This is a genomic window from Nitrospina watsonii (assembly GCF_946900835.1).
GTDB classification, from domain to species: domain Bacteria; phylum Nitrospinota; class Nitrospinia; order Nitrospinales; family Nitrospinaceae; genus Nitrospina; species Nitrospina watsonii.
In genome coordinates, this window is sequence record NZ_OX336137.1 from 1,036,048 (window position 1) to 1,055,169 (window position 19,122).

Annotated in this window: 17 protein-coding genes; 12 read left to right on the forward strand and 5 right to left on the reverse strand. The window is 58.6% G+C overall.

The window, feature by feature from the left end:
• The first annotated feature begins 1 nt into the window (after position 1).
• The 9 genes from nuoF to sfsA all read left to right on the forward strand — a co-directional run bounded on the left by nuoF (position 2) and on the right by sfsA (position 10,526).
• Positions 2–1,270: an NADH-quinone oxidoreductase subunit NuoF gene (gene nuoF, locus QML71_RS04715; protein ID WP_282010754.1), complete on the forward strand. Its 1,269-nt coding sequence runs from the start codon at positions 2–4 to the stop codon at positions 1,268–1,270.
• A 20-nt stretch (positions 1,271–1,290) separates the two neighbouring features.
• Positions 1,291–3,771, forward strand: coding sequence for a molybdopterin-dependent oxidoreductase (locus tag QML71_RS04720; RefSeq protein ID WP_282010755.1), 2,481 nt, complete (start codon positions 1,291–1,293; stop codon positions 3,769–3,771).
• A 21-nt stretch (positions 3,772–3,792) separates the two neighbouring features.
• Positions 3,793–4,806 carry an NADH-quinone oxidoreductase subunit NuoH gene (nuoH, locus tag QML71_RS04725; RefSeq protein ID WP_282010756.1) on the forward strand — a complete coding sequence of 338 codons (1,014 nt, stop codon included), beginning with the start codon at positions 3,793–3,795 and terminating at the stop codon, positions 4,804–4,806.
• 17 nt (positions 4,807–4,823) lie between these two features.
• The gene (nuoI, locus tag QML71_RS04730) at positions 4,824–5,321 is read left to right on the forward strand and encodes an NADH-quinone oxidoreductase subunit NuoI (RefSeq protein ID WP_282010757.1); all 498 of its coding nucleotides are present in this window, start codon (positions 4,824–4,826) and stop codon (positions 5,319–5,321) included.
• A gap of 166 nt (positions 5,322–5,487) precedes the next feature.
• Entirely contained in the window at positions 5,488–6,075 is a 588-nt protein-coding gene (locus QML71_RS04735) for an NADH-quinone oxidoreductase subunit J (protein WP_282012576.1), read from the forward strand.
• Positions 6,076–6,079: 4 nt separating this feature from the next.
• On the forward strand, positions 6,080–6,379 hold the full coding sequence (nuoK, locus tag QML71_RS04740) for an NADH-quinone oxidoreductase subunit NuoK (RefSeq protein ID WP_282010758.1): 300 nt from the start codon (positions 6,080–6,082) through the stop codon (positions 6,377–6,379).
• A gap of 4 nt (positions 6,380–6,383) precedes the next feature.
• Positions 6,384–8,255, forward strand: a complete 1,872-nt coding sequence (gene nuoL / locus QML71_RS04745) for an NADH-quinone oxidoreductase subunit L (RefSeq protein WP_282010759.1) — start codon at positions 6,384–6,386, stop codon at positions 8,253–8,255.
• Positions 8,256–8,276: 21 nt separating this feature from the next.
• A complete protein-coding gene (locus QML71_RS04750; protein WP_282010760.1) occupies positions 8,277–9,797 on the forward strand; it encodes a complex I subunit 4 family protein in 1,521 nt (506 codons plus the stop codon).
• A 39-nt stretch (positions 9,798–9,836) separates the two neighbouring features.
• Positions 9,837–10,526: a DNA/RNA nuclease SfsA gene (gene sfsA / locus QML71_RS04755; RefSeq protein ID WP_282010761.1), complete on the forward strand. Its 690-nt coding sequence runs from the start codon at positions 9,837–9,839 to the stop codon at positions 10,524–10,526.
• A 9-nt stretch (positions 10,527–10,535) separates the two neighbouring features.
• On the opposite strand, the gene QML71_RS04760 is transcribed toward sfsA, so the two are convergent.
• Positions 10,536–11,012 carry a hypothetical protein gene (locus tag QML71_RS04760; RefSeq protein WP_282010762.1) on the reverse strand — a complete coding sequence of 159 codons (477 nt, stop codon included), beginning with the start codon at positions 11,010–11,012 and terminating at the stop codon, positions 10,536–10,538.
• A 119-nt stretch (positions 11,013–11,131) separates the two neighbouring features.
• On the opposite strand from QML71_RS04760, the gene QML71_RS04765 reads away from it, so the two are divergent.
• Both QML71_RS04765 and QML71_RS04770 read left to right on the forward strand, forming a co-directional pair.
• Positions 11,132–12,055 carry a class I SAM-dependent methyltransferase gene (locus tag QML71_RS04765; protein WP_282010763.1) on the forward strand — a complete coding sequence of 308 codons (924 nt, stop codon included), beginning with the start codon at positions 11,132–11,134 and terminating at the stop codon, positions 12,053–12,055.
• 17 nt (positions 12,056–12,072) lie between these two features.
• Positions 12,073–12,453 carry a hypothetical protein gene (locus tag QML71_RS04770; RefSeq protein ID WP_282010764.1) on the forward strand — a complete coding sequence of 127 codons (381 nt, stop codon included), beginning with the start codon at positions 12,073–12,075 and terminating at the stop codon, positions 12,451–12,453.
• A 5-nt stretch (positions 12,454–12,458) separates the two neighbouring features.
• Here QML71_RS04770 and tgt read toward each other — a convergent pair whose 3' ends face one another.
• From tgt to QML71_RS04785, 3 genes are read right to left on the reverse strand one after another with little or no spacing between them, the layout of a single operon-like run.
• Complete coding sequence (tgt, locus tag QML71_RS04775) at positions 12,459–13,574, reverse strand: tRNA guanosine(34) transglycosylase Tgt (RefSeq protein WP_282010765.1); 1,116 nt, start codon at positions 13,572–13,574, stop codon at positions 12,459–12,461.
• The gene (locus QML71_RS04780) at positions 13,567–15,339 is read right to left on the reverse strand and encodes a hypothetical protein (RefSeq protein ID WP_282010766.1); all 1,773 of its coding nucleotides are present in this window, start codon (positions 15,337–15,339) and stop codon (positions 13,567–13,569) included. The genes tgt and QML71_RS04780 overlap by 8 nt, the downstream gene beginning before the upstream one ends.
• A gap of 34 nt (positions 15,340–15,373) precedes the next feature.
• Positions 15,374–16,573 carry an aspartate aminotransferase family protein gene (locus QML71_RS04785; RefSeq protein WP_282010767.1) on the reverse strand — a complete coding sequence of 400 codons (1,200 nt, stop codon included), beginning with the start codon at positions 16,571–16,573 and terminating at the stop codon, positions 15,374–15,376.
• A 119-nt stretch (positions 16,574–16,692) separates the two neighbouring features.
• Here QML71_RS04785 and QML71_RS04790 point away from each other — a divergent pair, with 119 nt between their 5' ends.
• Positions 16,693–17,415: a ComF family protein gene (locus tag QML71_RS04790; RefSeq protein WP_282010768.1), complete on the forward strand. Its 723-nt coding sequence runs from the start codon at positions 16,693–16,695 to the stop codon at positions 17,413–17,415.
• 2 nt (positions 17,416–17,417) lie between these two features.
• Here the strand turns inward: QML71_RS04790 and nhaD are convergent, their stop codons facing one another.
• Complete coding sequence (nhaD, locus tag QML71_RS04795; protein WP_282010769.1) at positions 17,418–18,752, reverse strand: sodium:proton antiporter NhaD; 1,335 nt, start codon at positions 18,750–18,752, stop codon at positions 17,418–17,420.
• Between the last annotated feature and the right edge of the window lie 370 nt (positions 18,753–19,122).

The window sequence follows — 19,122 nt, forward strand, 5'->3', positions numbered from 1 at the left end:
CATGGAATCCCCATTGATCCTGTTGAAAGACATCGATACGCCCAACCTGACGTCGATCGACGTCTATGAAAAACTGGGCGGCTACCAGTCGCTGAAAAAAGCATTTCAGCACCAGCCGGAAGAGATCGTGGAAATGGTCAAGGCATCGGGCCTGCGCGGTCGCGGCGGTGCGGGGTTCCCGACGGGCCTCAAGTGGTCGTTCCTCGCCAAGGACGTGTTCCCGCGCTACCTCTGCTGCAATGCGGACGAAAGCGAGCCGGGCACCTGCAAGGACCGGGAACTGCTGATGAAGAACCCGCACATGTTGATCGAAGGCATGATCCTGTGTTCCTACGCCTGCCGCATCAACACCGCATACAATTACCTGCGCGGCGAGTTCTGGGAACTGGCGGACGTTTTTGACAAGGCCGTCGAGGAAGCCTACGCGCGCGGCTACCTGGGCAAAAACATCATGGGATCGGGGTTCGATCTCGAAATGCATTCGCACCTCGGCGCGGGCGCGTACATCTGCGGGGAGGAGTCGGCATTGCTGACCTCGCTCGAAGGCTGTCGCGGCGAGCCGCGCCTCAAGCCGCCGTTCCCGGCGGTGGAAGGGTTGTACAGCAAGCCGACCGTGGTCAACAACGTCGAGACGTTGTGCGCGGTGCCGTTCATTTTCAACAACGGCCCGGAAGCATACTCCGCCATCGGCACCGAAAAGAGCAAAGGCACGAAACTGGTCAGTGTGTCGGGACATGTCAACAAGCCGGGCAACTACGAAGTGCCGATGGGAACGCCGACGCGCGACATCATCGACAAGTGGGCCGGCGGCATGCGCAACGGCAACAAACTGAAAGCGTTCATCCCGGGCGGCTCTTCGGTTCCCATGCTGCCTGCCGACAAGGTGGACGTGCCTTACGATTACGAATCGTTGATGGAAGCGGGCAGCATGCTCGGCTCCGGCGCATTGATCGTGATGGACGAAACCGTCAACGTGGTGGAAGAGACGCTGCGGCTCACCTATTTTTACATGCACGAATCCTGCGGCAAGTGCACACCCTGCCGCGAAGGCACGCGCTGGATGCACCAGATCCTGTCGCAGATTCTGACCAAGCAGGGCCAGCCCAACCAGGTGGACCTGCTGAACGACATTTGCGACAACATGGCCTTCAAGTGTTTCTGTCCGCTGGGCGACGCCGCCGTCGGTCCGGTGGCCAGCAGCATTCAGTATTTCCGTGAAGATTACGAAGCGTTGATCGAATCCATGAAAACCGCCGACTCCGTCGGTTGATTGATACAGGTTTATAATTTATGGAAACCCAGACTCGGCAGGAAACCGTCACGCTGACCATCGACGGTCAGGTTGTCACCGTTCCCAAGGGCATGGTGGTGGTGGATGCGGCCAAGACCGTGGACATCGAAATCCCCGTTTTCTGTTATCACGAAAAACTGGGGCCGTTCGGCTGCTGCCGCATGTGCATGGTGGAAGTCGAAAAGATGCCGAAGATGGCCACCGCCTGCACCTTGCAGGTCAGTGAAGGCATGGTGGTGCGCACCAACACGCAGAAAGTGGAAAAGGCGCAGCAGGGCGTGCTCGAGTTCACGCTGCTCAACCATCCTCTGGACTGTCCGGTGTGCGACAAGGGCGGCGAGTGTCCGCTGCAGGACAACACGTTCAAGTTCGGCCCGCCCGACACGCGCATGCAGTATGAGCGGTTCAACCGCGACAAGGCGACGCCGCTGTCGCCGGTCATCACCATCGACCGCGAACGCTGCATTGCCTGCCAGCGCTGCACGCGTTACAGCGACATCATCGAAAAGGATCAGGCGCTGGTCATGCGCCATCGCGGGTTTCAGAACCGCGTCTCTACCTTCAACGACCGCCCGTACGACACGCGGTTTTCCGGCAACGTCATCGACATCTGTCCGGTCGGCGCGCTGACCAACACCGATTTCCGGTTCACCGCCCGCACCTGGGATTTGGACAACACCAAAACCCTGTGCGGTCACTGCGCCTGCAACTGCAACATGATCCTCGGCACGCGCCTCAACGAGATGCGCCGCGTCACCACGCCGGAAACACCGAACGATGCGGTGGACGATGGCTGGATCTGCGACAAGGCGCGCTGGGGTTACGATTTCACCAAAAGCAAAAACCGCATCCCGCATGCGCGCAAAAAAGGATTGCACGATCCGATTTCGGCGCAGGATGCCTGCCGCGAGGTGGCCGGGGGTCTCAAGAAGATCGTCGAGGCGCACGGACCGAACAGCGTCGGCTTCATCGGTTCCGGTTACGGACTCAACGAAGAGCTGTACCTCTACCAGAAACTGTTCCGCGAACAGTTGGGCACGAACAACATCGACCACAAAACCTATGTGGACACGCCGGGTCTGCCGGTGCCGAACTTCGACATGCTCGACATCGAGTCGAGCAAGCTGATTGTCGTGATCGCCAGCGACCCGACGGAGGAGTTGCCGATCCTCGACCTGCGTCTCAAAAAGGCGGTCACGCAACTGGGTGTCGAGATGGTGGTGTTGAACGATCAGAATACCTTGATGGATAAATACGCCTCCTTGTCCCTCCGCTACGACGTCGGCACCGATGCCGTGTTGTTCTCCGTCCTGCAGGATGCACTGGGTGGCACGGCCCCGGCGGGCGGGGTGCAGACGCAAACCGGTGTGGCTCCGGACCGTATTCAGGCGTTGGCCGATAAAATCCGCGCCAGCAAAAAAGTCAGCGTCGTGTACAATCCCGCTGCGTTGACGGGGTCCTCGGTGAAAACGCTCAAACAGTTATTGAAAACGATCAACGAGTTGCCGGATGTGGACTGTGGCGCGCTGCCTGCCGCGCCGGTGACCAACGCGTTGGGGGCCATGGACATGGGCGTGCTGCCGGATTGTTATCCCGGCGGACTCGACCTCGCGCAGGCCGATGTGATCCGCGAAAAGTGGGGTGAGACGGCGCCCTTGGAACCGGGACTCACCGCCTTGCAGATGATCGAGAAGGCGGCATCCGGCGAACTCAAGGCGCTGGTGGTGTTCCGCAACAATCCGGTGGTGGATTTCCCCGGCGCGGACACGGTGCAGCAGGCGCTTTCCAAACTGGATCTGCTGGTGGTGCACGACATGATGGAAACGGAAACGGCGGCGTTGGCGGATTACGTGATCCCGTCCAACGGTCCCGGTTTCGATGAAGGCACCACGACCAGCATCGGCGCGCGGGTGCAGATGCGCAAAAAAGGCCTCAACGCCGAGAACCCATCGGACTGGAAGATCGTGTCCACGCTGGCGAAGGCGCTGGGCGCGGAGTGGAAACACAAGACGGCGTGGGAAGTCACCGCCGAAATCGCGGAAAAGGTGAATGGCTACGCCGAGATCCGGCAGAAGACGATCCGCAAAGCCGGACTCAACCGCGCCGCGGTGGCTCATGCCAACGGCGCAGCCCCGGCTCCGGAAAGTACGGCGGCGAACGCCTCCGGCGACCTGCTGAAATTGCGCATGGCCGAGGTGTTGTTCCGTCACGATAAAATTCTGGACGCGGAGTCGCATCTTGCGCATCAGTTCCAGCCGTCCACGGTGCACCTGCACGCCGAGGATGCCGCACGGCTCGGCCTCAAGGCCGAGCAGGAGGTGACGGTGGTCGGCAACGGTCACGAAGTGAAGGCGGAAGTGGTGATTTCCAACCGTTGCAATCCCGGTTCGGTGGTGTTGCCCAGGGTTTCCGACGAGCAACGCGTGGCGGGTCTCAGGGCTCCGGGGCAGAACGTTGCCTGGGTTCAGATCAGAAAGTAGTCAGGGAAAGGGAAGTCACAATTGATCGACAGCATCACTGAGTTTCTGGCGTCCTACGCCTATCTTTGGATCGGGATCATCAAGGCGGTGATCATCGTGATCGGCCTGCTGACAACGGTCCCGGCTCTGGTGTGGCTGGAGCGGCGGTTGATGGGGCGTTTCCAGGTGCGGCTCGGACCCAACCGCGTTGGGCCGTTCGGCCTGGCGCAGGGATTGGCCGACTCGATCAAGCTGCTCTTTAAAGAAGAGATCATTCAGAAGTCCGCCGACCGGTTTCTGTTTTTATTGGCGCCGTCGATTGTGGTGTTCACGGCAATCGTTACGTTTTCGGCGATTCCGTTCGGAGAAAGCATCACCATCTTCGGACAGGAAGTCGGCATGTGGGGCGCCAACCTGAACATCGGCATCCTGTTCATCTTCGCCATTTCGTCGATGGGCATTTACGGCATCGTGCTGGCGGGGTTGTCGTCGAACAACAAGTATTCGCTGATGGGCGGGCTGCGCTCCTCGGCGCAGATGATCAGTTACGAATTGACGCTGGGCCTGGCGGCGTTGAGCGTCATCATCATGAGCGGTTCGCTCAGCCTGATCGATATTGTGAACGACCAGGCGACGCTGCCCAACATCGTGACGCAGCCGTTGGCGTTTCTTTTGTTTTTCATTGCCGGCGTGGCGGAGACCAACCGCGCCCCGTTCGACCTGCCGGAAGCGGAGCAGGAACTGGTGGCCGGGTTTTTCACCGAGTATTCGGGCATGAAGTTCGCCATGTTTTTCATGGGCGAGTACGTCAACATGATCACCATGAGCGCGCTGATCACGCTGATGTTTCTGGGTGGCTGGCACGGGTATGTGCTGCCGGACGTGCCGTTCGTCTGGTTCGGCCTGAAAGTGTTCGGGCTGTTGTGCGTGTTCATCTGGTTGCGCTCCACGTTCCCGCGCATCCGTTACGACCGGTTGATGGCGTTCGGCTGGAAATTCCTGCTGCCGCTCTCGCTGGTGAACATGCTGGTGTACAGTTTCATCAAAGTACTCTGAATTTTTAGGATTTTTTTATGTTACAAGCCGTATTCAATGGAGCCAAGAACCTGTTGATCGGTATGGGGGTCACCTTCCGCAACATGGTGTCCAAGCCGACCACGTTCAGCTATCCGGAAGTGAAGCGCATCATGCCGGAACGCTACCGCGGACGGCATTTCCTGAACCGCGACGAAAACGGCCTGGAAAAATGCATCGGGTGCAGCCTGTGCTCCATCAATTGCCCGGTCGGCTGCATCCATGTCGTTGCCGCCGAGAACGATCCCGATCATCCGGTTTCTCCCGGCGAGCGCTACGCCGAAGTGTACGAGATCAATCTGCTGCGCTGCATTTACTGCGGGTTCTGCGAGGAGGCGTGCCCGGTGGATGCGGTGGTGCTGCGCGAGCATTACGAGTTGGCCGATTATGATCGGAAGCAATACATTGCCACCAAGGAAGACCTGCTGGTGTACCCCGAACCCAACGAGTTCCGGGTGAATTTTCTCGGCAACACCAGCGTGGTGAACAAGAAATGATTCCCGCCTAGGGAACGGTTTCTTCCACAAAAAAAACAAGCGGGGCGGCGCAAGCGCTTCGCCATGACGCGATCATCGTCCGGAGAGGGTCCCGGACGTTCACCCAACTGGGGATTTTTTTTATTCGCTCCCGGGCGGTTGAAGGAGAGGAGAGCATCACATCGTGATGGAAATGCTGGAGCAGGCATTGAATTTCAACCTGCCGCAGGAAGTCGTCTTCGATCTGTTTTATCAGACAGTGATTTTTGCCGTCGGCATGACGGCCCTTCTGGCCTCGCTGGGCGTCATTCTCTGCACCAATCCCGTCTATTCTGCGCTGTTTCTGATCGGCAACATGGTTTGCCTGGCGATGTTGTTTCTTTTATACAACGCCGAGTTCCTGGCCGCCGTGCAGGTCGTGGTGTATGCCGGAGCGGTGATGATTCTATTCCTGTTCATCATAGCTCTGCTGGGCGCGCACAAGGAAGCGCCGGAATTGAACCTGCAAACGATGGCTGGATTCGCCTTCGTCGGCGCGTTGTTCTGCGAATTGCTGATGACGCTGCGCATCGGCGGCAACCGCCCCGTCACCGGCAACATCACCCCGGAATTGCTGGATGAAGTCGGGTCCGCCAAGGCCATCGGCATCGAACTGTTTTCCAAACACATCGTCCCGTTCGAACTGGCTTCGCTGCTGTTGCTGGTCGCCGCGGTCGGCATCATCACCCTGGCCAAGTTTCATTACCGCCCGATCCGAAGGCGCACCACGAGGTAACTTTATGGAAACTGAATTCGTCCTGTTCGTCAGTGCCGCCATGTTTTCCGTGGGCGCGGTGGGTTTTCTGATCCGCAAGAACCCGCTGGTCATGTTCATGTCGGTGGAGTTGATGCTGAATGCGGTCAACTTCCTGCTGGTCGGGTATTCGCGTGAGTTGCAGTCTTTGGACGGACAGATTTTCGCGTTGATCATCATGACGGTGGCCGCCGCGGAAGTGGTGGTCGGTCTGGCAATCATCCTTACGATTTTTCGAACGCGCCACGATCTCAACGTCGATCACATCGACGTGTTGAAAGGATAAGCCGTTGCATTCGATCGCCTGGCTCATATTGTTGTTTCCGCTGCTCGGATTTCTTGGCCTGAGCTGGTTCGGATCGCGGCTGCCCAAAAGCTGGGTGGGCTGGATCGGCAGCGCCTCCATCGGCGCGGCTTTTGGCGTGGTTCTGCTCATCTTCGCGGGCATGGCCGCAGGCGAAGGCGAAGCCGGCGGTTCTGTCGAGGTCCTTTATCACTGGATCGAATCCGACACCTTCAAGCTGGACCTCGCCATCCTCGTGGACCGGCTTTCCATTTTCATGCTGCTGGTGGTGACCGGTGTGGGATTTGTCATCCACGTCTATTCCATCGGTTACATGCACGACGACCCGGAATACGCCCGGTTCTTCTCGTACATGAACCTGTTCATCTTTTCGATGTCGGTGCTGGTGCTGGCGGCGGATTTCTTTTTCCTCATCGTCGGCTGGGCGCTGGTCGGGCTGGCCTCGTACCTGTTGATCGGGTTCTGGACGGAAAAACGCTCGGCGGTGCTGGCGGCACGCAAGGCGTTCGTGATGAACGTCATCGGTGACGTCGGCATGGTGATCGGTGCGTTCATGATTTTTGAACGGTTCGGATCGCTCCGCTACACGGAAGTGTTTCAGCAGACGCAGACGGGCTTCATCCCGAATGAAGGTCCGATCCTGATGATCACCCTGCTGCTGTTGCTGGGTGCGTTCGCCAAGTCGGCACAGTTGCCGCTGCACACCTGGCTGCCCGACGCGATGGAAGGCCCGACGCCGGTCAGTGCACTCATTCACGCCGCGACCATGGTCACCGCAGGCGTGTACCTGGTGGCGCGTTGCCATGCACTGTATTCGCTGGCTCCGTGGGTGATGTATTTCATCGCGTTTGTCGGTGCGGGCACCGCGATTTTCGCGGGCACCATTGCGCTTGTGCAATACGACATCAAACGCATCATCGCGTATTCGACGATGAGTCAGATCGGTTACATGTTTCTGGCGGTGGGCGTGGGCGTGTTCAGCGCCGGCATGTTTCACCTGATGACGCACGCCTTTTTCAAGGCGTTGTTGTTCCTGGGCGCAGGCAGCGTCATCCACGCCATGAGCGACGAACAGGATATTCGCAAAATGGGCGGCCTCATGCGGTCGATGCCCATTACCTGCGGCACGTTCCTGGTCGCGTCCCTGGCCCTCACCGGGTTTCCGCTGACCGCCGGATTCTTCAGCAAGGAAGCCATCATCATGCACTCGCTCTTCGCGGAAGAGTACGGCAACTGGCTGTTCTGGCTGATGGCGGTGGTGGCGACGGGATTGACCGGATTCTATACGTTCCGCCTGTTCTTCTACACGTTCCTGGGCAAGCTGCGCACGCCGACCGCACATCCGCATGAGTCGCCTTTGGTGATGACCGGGCCGTTGTTGATCCTCGCCGTGTTTTCCATTCTGGGCGGCGTGTTCGGGCATTCCGTGGATTCGTTTCTCGCACCGGTGTTCGGCGGCGCCATCCCGGTGCATCATGAAAACATCGTTCTCGAAACGGTGCCGCTGGTTGTTGCCCTGCTCGGCATTCTCGGCGCGCTGGGGTTGTTCATGACCGGCAGCGGTCAACTGGGTTTCCTGCAGCAGGTGCTTGCTCCCGTGCATGACCTGCTTTACAACAAATATTATGTGGACGAGTTGTACGATCTGTTGATCGTCAAACCCGTCAAGGCCACCGGCAAACTTCTGGAAGAACGCGCCGAGAAATACGGCATCGACTTTTCGGTCGATCAGGTGGGCGCGCAGATGCGCGAGGTCAGCCGTCAGATCAGCCTCTGGCAGTCCGGCAACGTGCGCCTCTATGCCCTCAATATGGTTGCAGGGGTGATCACCGTGCTGCTGTTCGTGATTTTCCTGTAACGAAAGGAATTCGGAAACGTCATGTTGACTACGGTTTTATTGATACCGCTGGTAGCGGCCATCCTGATCCTGTTCACGGACGGGAACAAGGCGGCGACCATTCAGAAGACGGCGACCATCGCCGTGCTGCTGACGTTTCTGGGCTCGCTGGTTCTGCTGTTCGGTTACGATGCGACCAACCCGGAGATGCAGTACGTCAACTCCTTTCAGTGGGTGGCGTTGCTGAACATCCATTTCATGATCGGTGTCGATGGCATCAGCCTGTGGATGGTGGTGCTGACCGCGTTCCTGTCGATCATGGCGGTGCGCTTTTCCGCCGGGCAGGCTGAGAATCCGAAATACTTCCTCGCTCTCATTCTGCTTCTCGAAACGGGTATGCTGGGCGTGTTCGTTTCCCTCGACCTGATTCTGTTTTACGTGTTCTGGGAAGTGATGTTGATTCCCACATATTTTCTCATCGGTTTGTGGGGCGAAGGCCGCCGCGTGTACGCCACCACCAAGTTTGTCCTCTACACGCTGGTGGGCAGCCTGTTGATGCTGGTGGGCATGATCTGGCTCACGGTCATGCACTACACCGCGACGCACGAATTGACGTTCGACATCCAGACCCTGGTGCATACCGCCGTGCCGGCCGGCAGCGAGCAGCTGATCATGTTCCTGTTTTTCTTTCTGGCGTTTGCGATCAAAGTGCCGGTGTTTCCGTTTCACAGCTGGCTGCCGCACGCGTATGTCTCGTGTCCGATTCCGGTGCTGATCCTCGTCACCGGCGCCATGTCCAAGACCGGCGCGTACGGACTGATCCGGTTTTGCCTGCCGCTGTTCCCCGATGTCATTCATGACTGGGGCACGTGGATCGCTGCCGCTGCGGTGGGTGGCATCATTTATGGCGCCTGGATCGCCATCGCGCAGAAAGATCTGAAAGCGCTCGTTGCGTATTCCAGCATCAGCCATCTCGGCTTTGTGGTGCTCGGCATCTTCGCGGTCAATGGCAACGGCATGGAAGGCAGCGTGTTGCAGATGGTGAATCATGGCATCATCGCCGCCGCCCTGTTCATCATCGTTGGCATCATTGAGCAACGGCTGGGCACGCGCAACCTCGACGAATTTTCCGGGCTCAAGAAATCCATGCCCATCCTGTACGGCATGTTCATGCTGATCACGCTGGCGGCGCTGGGCCTGCCGGGCCTCAACGGGTTTGTCGGCGAGTTTTTGATCCTGTTAGGCGTGTGGACGTCATCCATCCTGAAAGACATGGCGGTGCTGTTTGTGCTGGGCGCGGGATTGACCATTGTCTTCGCAGCCATTTACATGCTGTTCATGTTTCAGGGCGCGATGCAGGAAAAGGGTAAAAACCTGCCCGCCGGTCTGAAGGACGTCAGCGAAATGGAAGCGGGCCTTTTGGTTCCGGCCTGCATCCTGATCCTGTTCATCGGGCTCTATCCCAAGCCGTTCATCGACACCATGACGGCCTCGGTTCACAAAGCCCTTCACATCGAGAAGACCGTTCAAATCCATTCGGAAGGGGGAGGGGGCGGACATTGATGCCTTTTCCCACCCTGCCCTGACTTTTCAACTCCAGACATGAAACTGGGACCGCGCATTGTGGACGGCACGTTTCAGGAACGGCCCAACCGCTATCTGGCGCACGTGGTGGTGGACGGAAACACCGTACCGGCGCACGTGCCCGATCCCGGCCGCCTGCCCGGTCTCATGATACCCGGCCGCCACGTGCGATTGATCCACAACCCCGGCCCCAAGCGTAAAACCGATTACAGCCTGGTGCTGGTACGGCACGGCCGCATCTGGGTCTCGGTGTATCCCGTGTTCGCCAATGCACTCATTCGCGATGCGTTGCAGCGCAACGTCCTCGATGGGTTGCAGGGATTCGACCGCTTCGATGCCGAGGTCAAGCACGGCAAAAGCCGTTTCGATTTCCGGTTGCGGTTTGGCGAACAGGATTGCTACGTGGAAGTCAAGTCGGTCAGTTGCGTGGAGAACACCGTCGGCAAGTTTCCGGACGCGCCGACGGAACGCGGCCGCCGTCATCTCGAAGAGTTGATCGAGCTCAAGGGGAAGGGGAACCGCGCGGCGGTGGTGTTTGTGTCGCAACGGTCCGACACACGGCGCATCACCAGTTACGACGCCATCGACCCGCAATTCGGCGAGGCCCTGCGCCGGGCACGGGCCGCCGGGGTGGAGTTGTATGGTTACAACTGCCGTGTCACCGCGTCCTCGGTTTCGCTCCACCGGCAGGTGGAAGTGGTGGTGTGACGGCGGCGATTATTTCAGAAAGGGGTCGAGATCGGGCACCAGCACCCAGCGTCCGTTTTCAAGATACCAATGCTGATCGTACACCACGGTGCGAACGCGGTTGCTCGGTTTGGTCGCCACTTCATAGCGCATGGTGATCACCGCCTTGTTGAACGGAGGTTGATCGGCATCCAGCACCTGTTCCGTCAAGGGTACCAGTTCGTCATCTTTGTACAAGGCCTGGTTGATGCGCTGGCTGGGGCCAAACGTCACCCGGTTCTTGATTTGGGCGTATTGCATGAGGTATGTGGCCTTCAAGTCGTCCCGCACATAAGCGACCCCCCCATCGGGATGCCGGCTTTCAAAAAAGTTGTTGTACACGCGGGTGATGGTCTCCAGGTCTTCCAGCCGTTCCTGCGGCACCGTGGCGCAGGCCTGGAACGTCAGGACGGTCATGAAGGCAAGCAAACTGCCGAGCAGAATGCGCAAAGGGGTGTGGCGTTTCATGTTCGAACCTCGTGTGGTAAGATTGACGAGCCCGGTCATTATTTTATTTCAATAACCCTTTGAATTATAAAGCGTTAATTTTTAACTGGCAAGCCCTCTTTTCGAAAGGGATGGCACTCTTGGCAAAACCCCCGAAATCTTCAAAGTCTCCCCGTCCGCGCCGTGACAGCGGCCGGGATGCTTCAACGCGTCGTTCCTCCAGCCGTTCTACGGCAGGGCGCAGTGGTGAGCGGACGAACTCGCCGCTGTGGGATCAGGCGGCGCGCTGGTACGACGCGCTGGTGGGGTTCCACGGCAGCGACTATCAGCAGAACATCGTTTTGCCGGGAACCGAGCGGCTGCTCGATCTGAAAAAAGGGAGGGAGGTGCTCGACCTCGCTTGTGGTCAGGGCGTGTTGTCGCGGCACCTGTCACAAAAAGGGATGAAGATGACCGGCCTCGATGTGTCGCAGGAATTGATCCGGTTGGCACAGAAACGAACCGCGCGCGGCATTCGTTTTGAATGCGCCGATGCCGCCGATCCGCAGGCACTGAAAGGAAGGACGTTCGATGCCATTGCCTGCCTGCTGGCCATTCAAAACATCGAACACCTCGAACCGGTGTTCCATAATGTGCGCCGCTGGTTGAAACCGCAGGGGCGGTTCGTGATGGTGGTCACGCATCCGTGCTTCCGCATTCCACGACAGACGCACTGGGGCTGGGACGAGGAAAAGAAAATCATGTACCGCCGGGTGGATTTGTATCTATCGTCCAACACGATTCCCATTCTGACGCCACCGATGGCGCGGTCCACGGTGTACACGACGACCTACCACCGTTCGCTGCAGGAATATTTCACCGCGCTCAATGCCGCCGGATTGCAGGTGGACATGCTGGAGGAATGGACGTCACACAAAAACAGCGAGCCGGGCAAACGCGCCAAAGCGGAAAACCGGGCGCGGCAGGAGATCCCATTATTTCTTGCGCTGCGGGTGCGGGCGGGAACAAGTGTCGTGGTGGAACCGGCTGCAACCTCCACGGCTCCCAAGGCATCGAAACCATAAACCGGTAATAAATTTTTATGCGACGCAATAGAAGTTATACCTACGAATTGATGGACGGGGGCGAGCTCCTTTCACGGGTGAGGCAGGCCTTGAAAGAAGAGCCGGGTTACTGGCAGACGGCGATCGAATGCCTGCCCTCCGGTATGGTCGAATACAAACCCATCCGCAATAACCCCATGCGCGCCGGGGCCGCCTACCAGTACAAACAGGCGGGACTCGATCTGGTACTCTACTTCCCCGAAAAACAATTCGGGAAACTGCTGGACGATTTGACGCAGGACAAGGTGCTGGAGTTGAAGTCCGTCATCCAAAGCGTTCTCCCCGAACGCTCCGGTTACATCCTCAACGAGTTCAAGATCAAAGGCGTCATCGACGATCGCAAGCCCGGCTCCGCCTGATTGTTTCAGGAGCCGTTGTTGCCGGAGTCCTCGGATTCGGGAAAGCGCCAGTCGAGAGGGCGGCCGTCCGCGATGGCGCGGCGGATGCCGCTCATCCACGTTTGAAAAAAAGCGATGTTGTGCAGGGAGTTGAGGCGCATGGCGAAGATTTCATCGGCCACGTACAGGTGGCGCAGGTAGGCGCGGGAATAATGCGTGCAGGTGTAGCAGGCGCATTCCGGATCGAGCGGCAGGTCGCTGGACCGGTGGCGCGCGTTGCGGATGTTGACTTTGCCCCGGCTCGTGTACAGCGTGCCGTTGCGGGCGTTGCGCGTGGGCAGGACACAGTCGAACATGTCGATTCCCATCTTCACGCAATCGATCAGATCATCGGGCGTGCCCACACCCATCAGGTAACGCGGCGCCTCTTCAGGTAGAAGCGGCGCGGTGTGTTCCGCCAGTTCCAGCATCACCCCCTTTTCCTCGCCCACGCTCAACCCACCGATGGCGTATCCCTTGAAGCCGAGGTCGATGGTCTGCCGCGCGCTCTCCGTTCTCAATGATTTGAACATGCCGCCCTGCACGATGCCGAACAGCGTTTGCCCGGCTCGCGTGTGCGCCTGCCGGCAACGTGCGGCCCAGCGCGTGGACAACTCCAGCGACTTCAACGTCTGCGTCTCGCTGGCATCGGGCGGCGTCGGTTCGTCGAAGGCCATGATGATGTCCGCGCCCAGCGCCTGCTGGATTTCGACGGCGAGCTCGGGCGATAACAGGTGCAGCGATCCGTCGAGGTGCGAGCGGAAAGTGACGCCGTCCTCGGTGACCTTGGCGAGATCGTTGAGGCTGAACACCTGGTAGCCGCCGCTGTCGGTGAGGATCGGCCGGTCCCAGTTCATGAAGCGGTGCAGGCCGCCCAGTTGTTCGATCAGTTTGTGTCCGGGCCGCAGGTACAAATGATAGGTGTTGCCCAGAATGATTTCCGCGCCGCAGTCCTTCAGGTCTTCAGGCGACAGCGCCTTCACCGTCGCCTGCGTGCCGACGGGCATGAACGCGGGCGTGTGGATGGTACCGTGCACCGTGGTGACGGCACCCAGCCGCGCCCGCGATGCGGTGTGCTGTTTCTGGATCTCGAATTCAAACACGGGGGGGTGGCTCGTCTTTCCGGGGAGATGTGGTTCCCAGTTGTTGTTTCAGGCTGTCGGGCAGGCTGACGGTAAGCTGGGTGAAGGGGATGCGCAGTTGCTGCTCGTTGCAGATGCGGACCAGCGCCGTCTGGATTTCCCGTTTGATCTCGTCATAAAACTCGGCGCAGCGGCCGTGCACGTGCACCACGATGCGCAGGTTCAGGGAACTGCTCGCGGCTTCGTCGAAGGTGATTTCCAAATGCGTGAAGTCCGGCGACCCGTCCTGAAAACGGTTTTGAAGATGTTGACGCAGTCCCTTGTCGAACAGTTCAGGGATCTCGTCGCACACCCGTGGCTGGGTTTCGTAATCGAGGCCGAACACGATGTCGTAACGGAATCCGCGCGAAATGTTCTTTGGCGTTTTCGATAAAAAATCCGTGGTGGTGTAAAAAAGTTCGGTGCCGCCCTTGAGTTCCAGCACCACCTGCTCCATGGTCTGGTGGCGGACGCGTCCGTAGGTGCCGTCGGCGAGGATTGCCCAGTCGCCGACATCGGTCGGGAACCAGGGTTCGGATTCGACTTCCGGGCGAGAGTGCTGGCCGACCAGTTCACCCACCGGCAGCAGCACGCTGCCGCCTTCCAGCGCCGGGTTGGTGAGCGCCGCCTGCAGGCCGATGCTTTCCACGTGCCAGGGCACGCCTTTCCAGATCAGCCGTTCGGTTTCCTTGACCGTGCCCAGGTTGAGGGCGAGGCGCATTTCCTGAAACAGGCGCGGGATGAATTGCCGGGATGCCCACGCCACCGCCAGCAGGAACAGGATGACGATGCTGAGCAGCAGCCAGTCGTTGAGCAGGTACAGCGACACCAGACTGGAGATGACGCACAGCACCAGCACCAGGCCGGTGTAAGCCGTCATCAATACCTTCTGCATCCACGGTTCGAAGGAAAGCAGGCTTTTTTCGCCGACGATGTACAGGCGCAGTTTGATGAGGATGTACCAGATGGCAACGAAGATGCTGACCGAGATCAGCAGGTTCATGCCGCGGTGTTTGAAGAAATTTTTGATGGAGCGCGTGGCGGTGTCGATAAAAGGTTCGCTGTTGGCCAGTTCCTTTTTCAGAGTGCGCCGCGCTTCCTGGAGTTTCAGCCGGATCAGTTCCGGGTTGTATTTGCCTTTCAGATTTTCCAGCCGCGACAGGAACTGTTCTTCCTGCTCGTTCAGCGATTTTCTTTCCTGCCGGGCTGTGGCCAGCAGGCTCTCGATGTTTTTGCGGCCGTCCTCGTAATTACGCAGTTGCGTTCCCAACAGTTCGATCCGCGTTTTGAGGTTCTCGATTTTACGCGGCTTCTCGGTCAAGTCGCTGGTTGCCTCCAGCAGAGGCATGATGAGCGACTCCAGCTTCTGGCTCCAGTCGGATTTTTTGGGGTCGCCTTCGAACAACTGGTCGGTGCTCAGTTGCGTCGCCAGTGATTCAAAGTTGCGGTGAAGGCCATCGATCTGCGTCAGCAGGTCCTCCCGCTTCTTGTTCATGGAAGGGGTGGCGGGCATGTCATTCAGGTCTTTCAGGCGGGATTGCAGTTGTGTGATCTGCTTGGAAAGCAGGAACAGCATTTTCTGAACATTGTCCTGCTGCTGAACGGGTGTGTCCGACGTGTTCGTTTCCTGTGCATGCGCGACGGGGAGGGTGTGCAGGCAGGCGGCGACAAGAAAAATCGAAACCAGAAGGCCGAGCGGTGCGCGGCCGGATTTCTTTGAAGGATGAATTCGAATGTTCTGGTGCATGTGGAACGTCCTCCACAAGCGGGTTGGCGGCCGCTCAGGATTCCAGCCGCGACAGGCTTTCCGACAGGGTCCGGATCAAAGTGTCGATTTCTTTTCGGGTGATGATCAAGGGTGGCAGAAACCTCAAGGTCATGCTCTGCACACAGTTAATCAGAATTCCCCGTTCCATGCAATCGTTGAGGACGGGCGCGCCGGAAACCTTCAGTTCCATTGCCAGCATCAAACCGATGCCGCGCACTTCCTTGACGACGGTGTGCTTGCGGGCCAGGGCGTGCAGTTGCTTGGCGAAGTAGTCGCCCGTTTCGCGTGCTGTTTTGAGAAAACTTTTTTGTGATACCACGCTCAGCGCCGCCTGCGCCGCGGCGCACGCCAGTGGATTGCCGCCGAAGGTCGCCGCGTGTGTGCCGGGGACGAACGATTTCATCACCGGGTTGGTCGCCATCATGGCGCCGATCGCGACACCGCCGCCCAGCGCCTTGGCGAGGGTGATGACGTCCGGCTTCACGCCAAACCGTTCGTAGGCGAACAATGCGCCGGTGCGACCGAAACCGGTTTGCACTTCATCGAAAATCAGCAGCAGGTTGTTGTCCCGGCAGAGTTGTTTCAGTTCCTTGAGAAACTGTTTGTCCGCCAGGTTGACGCCGCCTTCGCCCTGCACCGGTTCGACCAGGATGGCGCAGGTTTTATCCGAAACGGTTTGGCGCACCGCTTCGATGTCGTTGAAAGGCGCGTACTTGAAACCGGAAAGAAGCGGTTTGAATCCCTGATGAAACTTTTTTTGCGCGGTGGCGCTCAAGGAACCGAGGGTCCGTCCGTGAAACGAGTTGGTGAAGGTGATGATCTCGTGCCGCCCGCTGTATCCCTGATCGGCGGAATGCTTGCGCGCCAGTTTGATGGCGGCCTCGTTGGCCTCGGTGCCGCTGTTGCAGAAGAACACCTTGTCGGCAAAACTCAGCCGCGTCAGGTCCCGGGCCAGCAACGATTGCGGTTCGATGTGGTACAGGTTGGAGACGTGGATCAACTGTCCCGCCTGTTTGCGCAGCGCCTTGACCACTTGCGGATGGCAATGGCCGAGGTTGTCCACGGCCAGACCGGTGACGCAGTCGAGATATTTTTTGCCCGCCGCGTCCCAGACGTAGCAGCCCTTGCCCTTGACCAGGGCCAGGGGCAGGCGGCCATAGGTGTGGGCGACGTGCTTGTCGGTGAGCTTGATGATGTCTGCATTCTTTTTCATGGCTGCGGTTCGCTGGAGGTGAAGGGGGCCGCCCGAAACGGATTTTCCGTGCTTAACAATAGTCCAATTAACATATAGTATTTTGGGCGAATTTTAAAAATATTTTTGGGAGCGGGGCAATGGCCTGGGTGCAAAGTTTACTGGACGTTTTGTTTCCACGCCCCTGCGTCGGGTGCGGCCTCGACCGCAAAGGGCAGGGCGAGTTCCTGTGTGAACTGTGCCGCGACCATGTACCGTTCATCCTGCCGCCGTTCTGCACCACCTGCGGCCGCCCGGCGGAGATGGAGTACGCATACCCCACTGAAGAATTCGAATGCGGCCTGTGCCGCAAGAACACCTACCGGTTCGACCGGGCGCGGTCGCTGGGCGTGTACACCTCGGTGTTGAAGGAACTGGTGCACTTTTTCAAGTACCGCAGTCATCCCGGCGCCATCCGCGAAATCACCTCTCTGTTGGAGCAGCACTTCGACCCGTTGGAGGAACGCTATCAGGATATGCAAGTGGTCTGGGTGCCGTTGCATCGCAGAAAACTGAAGGAGCGGGGATTCGATCAGTCCTACGTGCTGGCCCGGCAGATGGCACGGTTGTGCCGATTGCCGGTGGTGGAGGGAACGCTGGTGCGGGTGCGGGACACTTCACCGCAGGCGCGCAAAAACCGGACCGAGCGCATGGCCAACGTGCGTGGCGCGTTCCAGGTCGCTCAGCCGGAAGCGGTTGCCGGCCGCCGTCTGCTGGTGGTGGACGACGTGTTCACCACCGGGGCGACGGTCAACGAAGTGACGAAGGTTCTCAAACAGGCCGGCGCGGAGAGGGTGGATGTGTTCACCCTCGCCCGCGCCTGATTTCAACGCAGGGAGCCGGTCACCAGATACCAGGTGACGAGGCTGGCGGCGTAGCCCAGGGCGATGGTCCACGACCATTTCAGATGGCTGATGAAGGTGTAGTTGGCCCGGTCCACACCCATGACCGCCACACCGGCGGCGGACCCGATCGACAGCAGGCTGCCGCCGGTACCCGTGGTCAGCGTGATCAGCAGCCACTGGTCCAGTCCCATTGCCGGGTCCATCTTGAGGACCGCGAACATGACGGGAATATTGTCCACGATGGCGGAAAGAATGCCGACGATGATATTCGACCAGGTGGGGCCGATGGCCTGGTACATGTTTTGGCTGACCAGCGCGAGGTATCCCAGATACTGCAAGGCACCCACCGCCGTCAACACGCCGAAGAAAAACAGCAGCGTGTCGAATTCCACGGTGGCGATTTTGTTGAAGATGTCGAAACGCTTGGTTTCACTTTTATGGATCTCCCCGTAAAGGCCGGTTTCGTATTCTTTTTTGTCCGGCCGGATTTTCAGGAAGTATCCATAGACCATCAACGCGCCCAGCCCGAACATCATGCCGAGGTAAGGTGGCAGGTGCAGGAAGTGATGAAAACTGACGGCGGTGGCGACGGTGAGGATACCCATGACGATGACCACTTTACCGCCTTCCTTGATCGGGATGCTTTCCTTCGGTACTTCCGGAAACTCTTTCGGCAGAAACGGGAACATGCAAAGCGCCGGGATGATCCAGTTCACAAACGAAGGCAGGATCAGGTAGATGAATTGCTGCGTCTCCACCTTGTGGGCGGTCCACACCATGAGGGTGGTGATGTCACCGAACGGACTGTAAGCGCCACCGGCATTGGCCGCCACCACGATGTTGATGAAGGCCAGCGTGATGAATCGACGGTTGCCCTGGCTGACAGCGAGCGCGACCGTGGACATCAGCAGGGCGCTGGTCAGGTTGTCGGCGAGGGGCGACAGGAAGAACGTGATGATGCCGGTCGCCCAGAACAGCTTGCGGAATCCCAGCCCCCGGCTCAACAGCCAGGCGCGCAGGGAATTGAAGACATTGCGCTCTGCCAGGGTATTGATGTAAGTCATCGCGGCCAGCAGAAAGAAAAACAGTTCGCCGATTTCGGCGATCAGTTCTTTGATGTAGTGGTGCGCCGCATCGCCACCAATGCCGTTCAGGGCTTGATAAAGGCCGACGATGAACCACATGAAACAACCGGCCAGGATCACTGGTTTGGATTTGCGCATGTGGATCTTTTCTTCCAGGACCACAAGGGAGTATCCGGCCACAAATGCGATGAGGCAAATGTAACCGGCCCAGGTCGTTGTAAAGTCTTGCATCAAGTGCTCCTGTCTTCATCCGGGGGATGAGTGCCAATTGGCAGGCATCAGGCAATTCGATACCGGAGGTTTTAGTTGAAGTTTATAGTAAAAGAAAAAGAGCCCACGGCCCTTCATTGCATAAATTAAGGCAACGATTCTAACGTAAAACCATGCGGACATAACACCCCATAATTTTATTAAGCTGTCAGCGAATTAGTTGGTTTTTTCTATCCAAGTTTTTCGAGAACGGGGTGAAGTTTCAGGAGGGGAGGGTTGCGGTATTTCCTGGCTGGCGGGAAACGGCGGCCTGCGCAACAATGAGGCCTCGCCTCACCGTGTAGCCGGTGTGCCGCGGACGGGAGCGGAAGCAACCAGGGGGCAGAGCCCG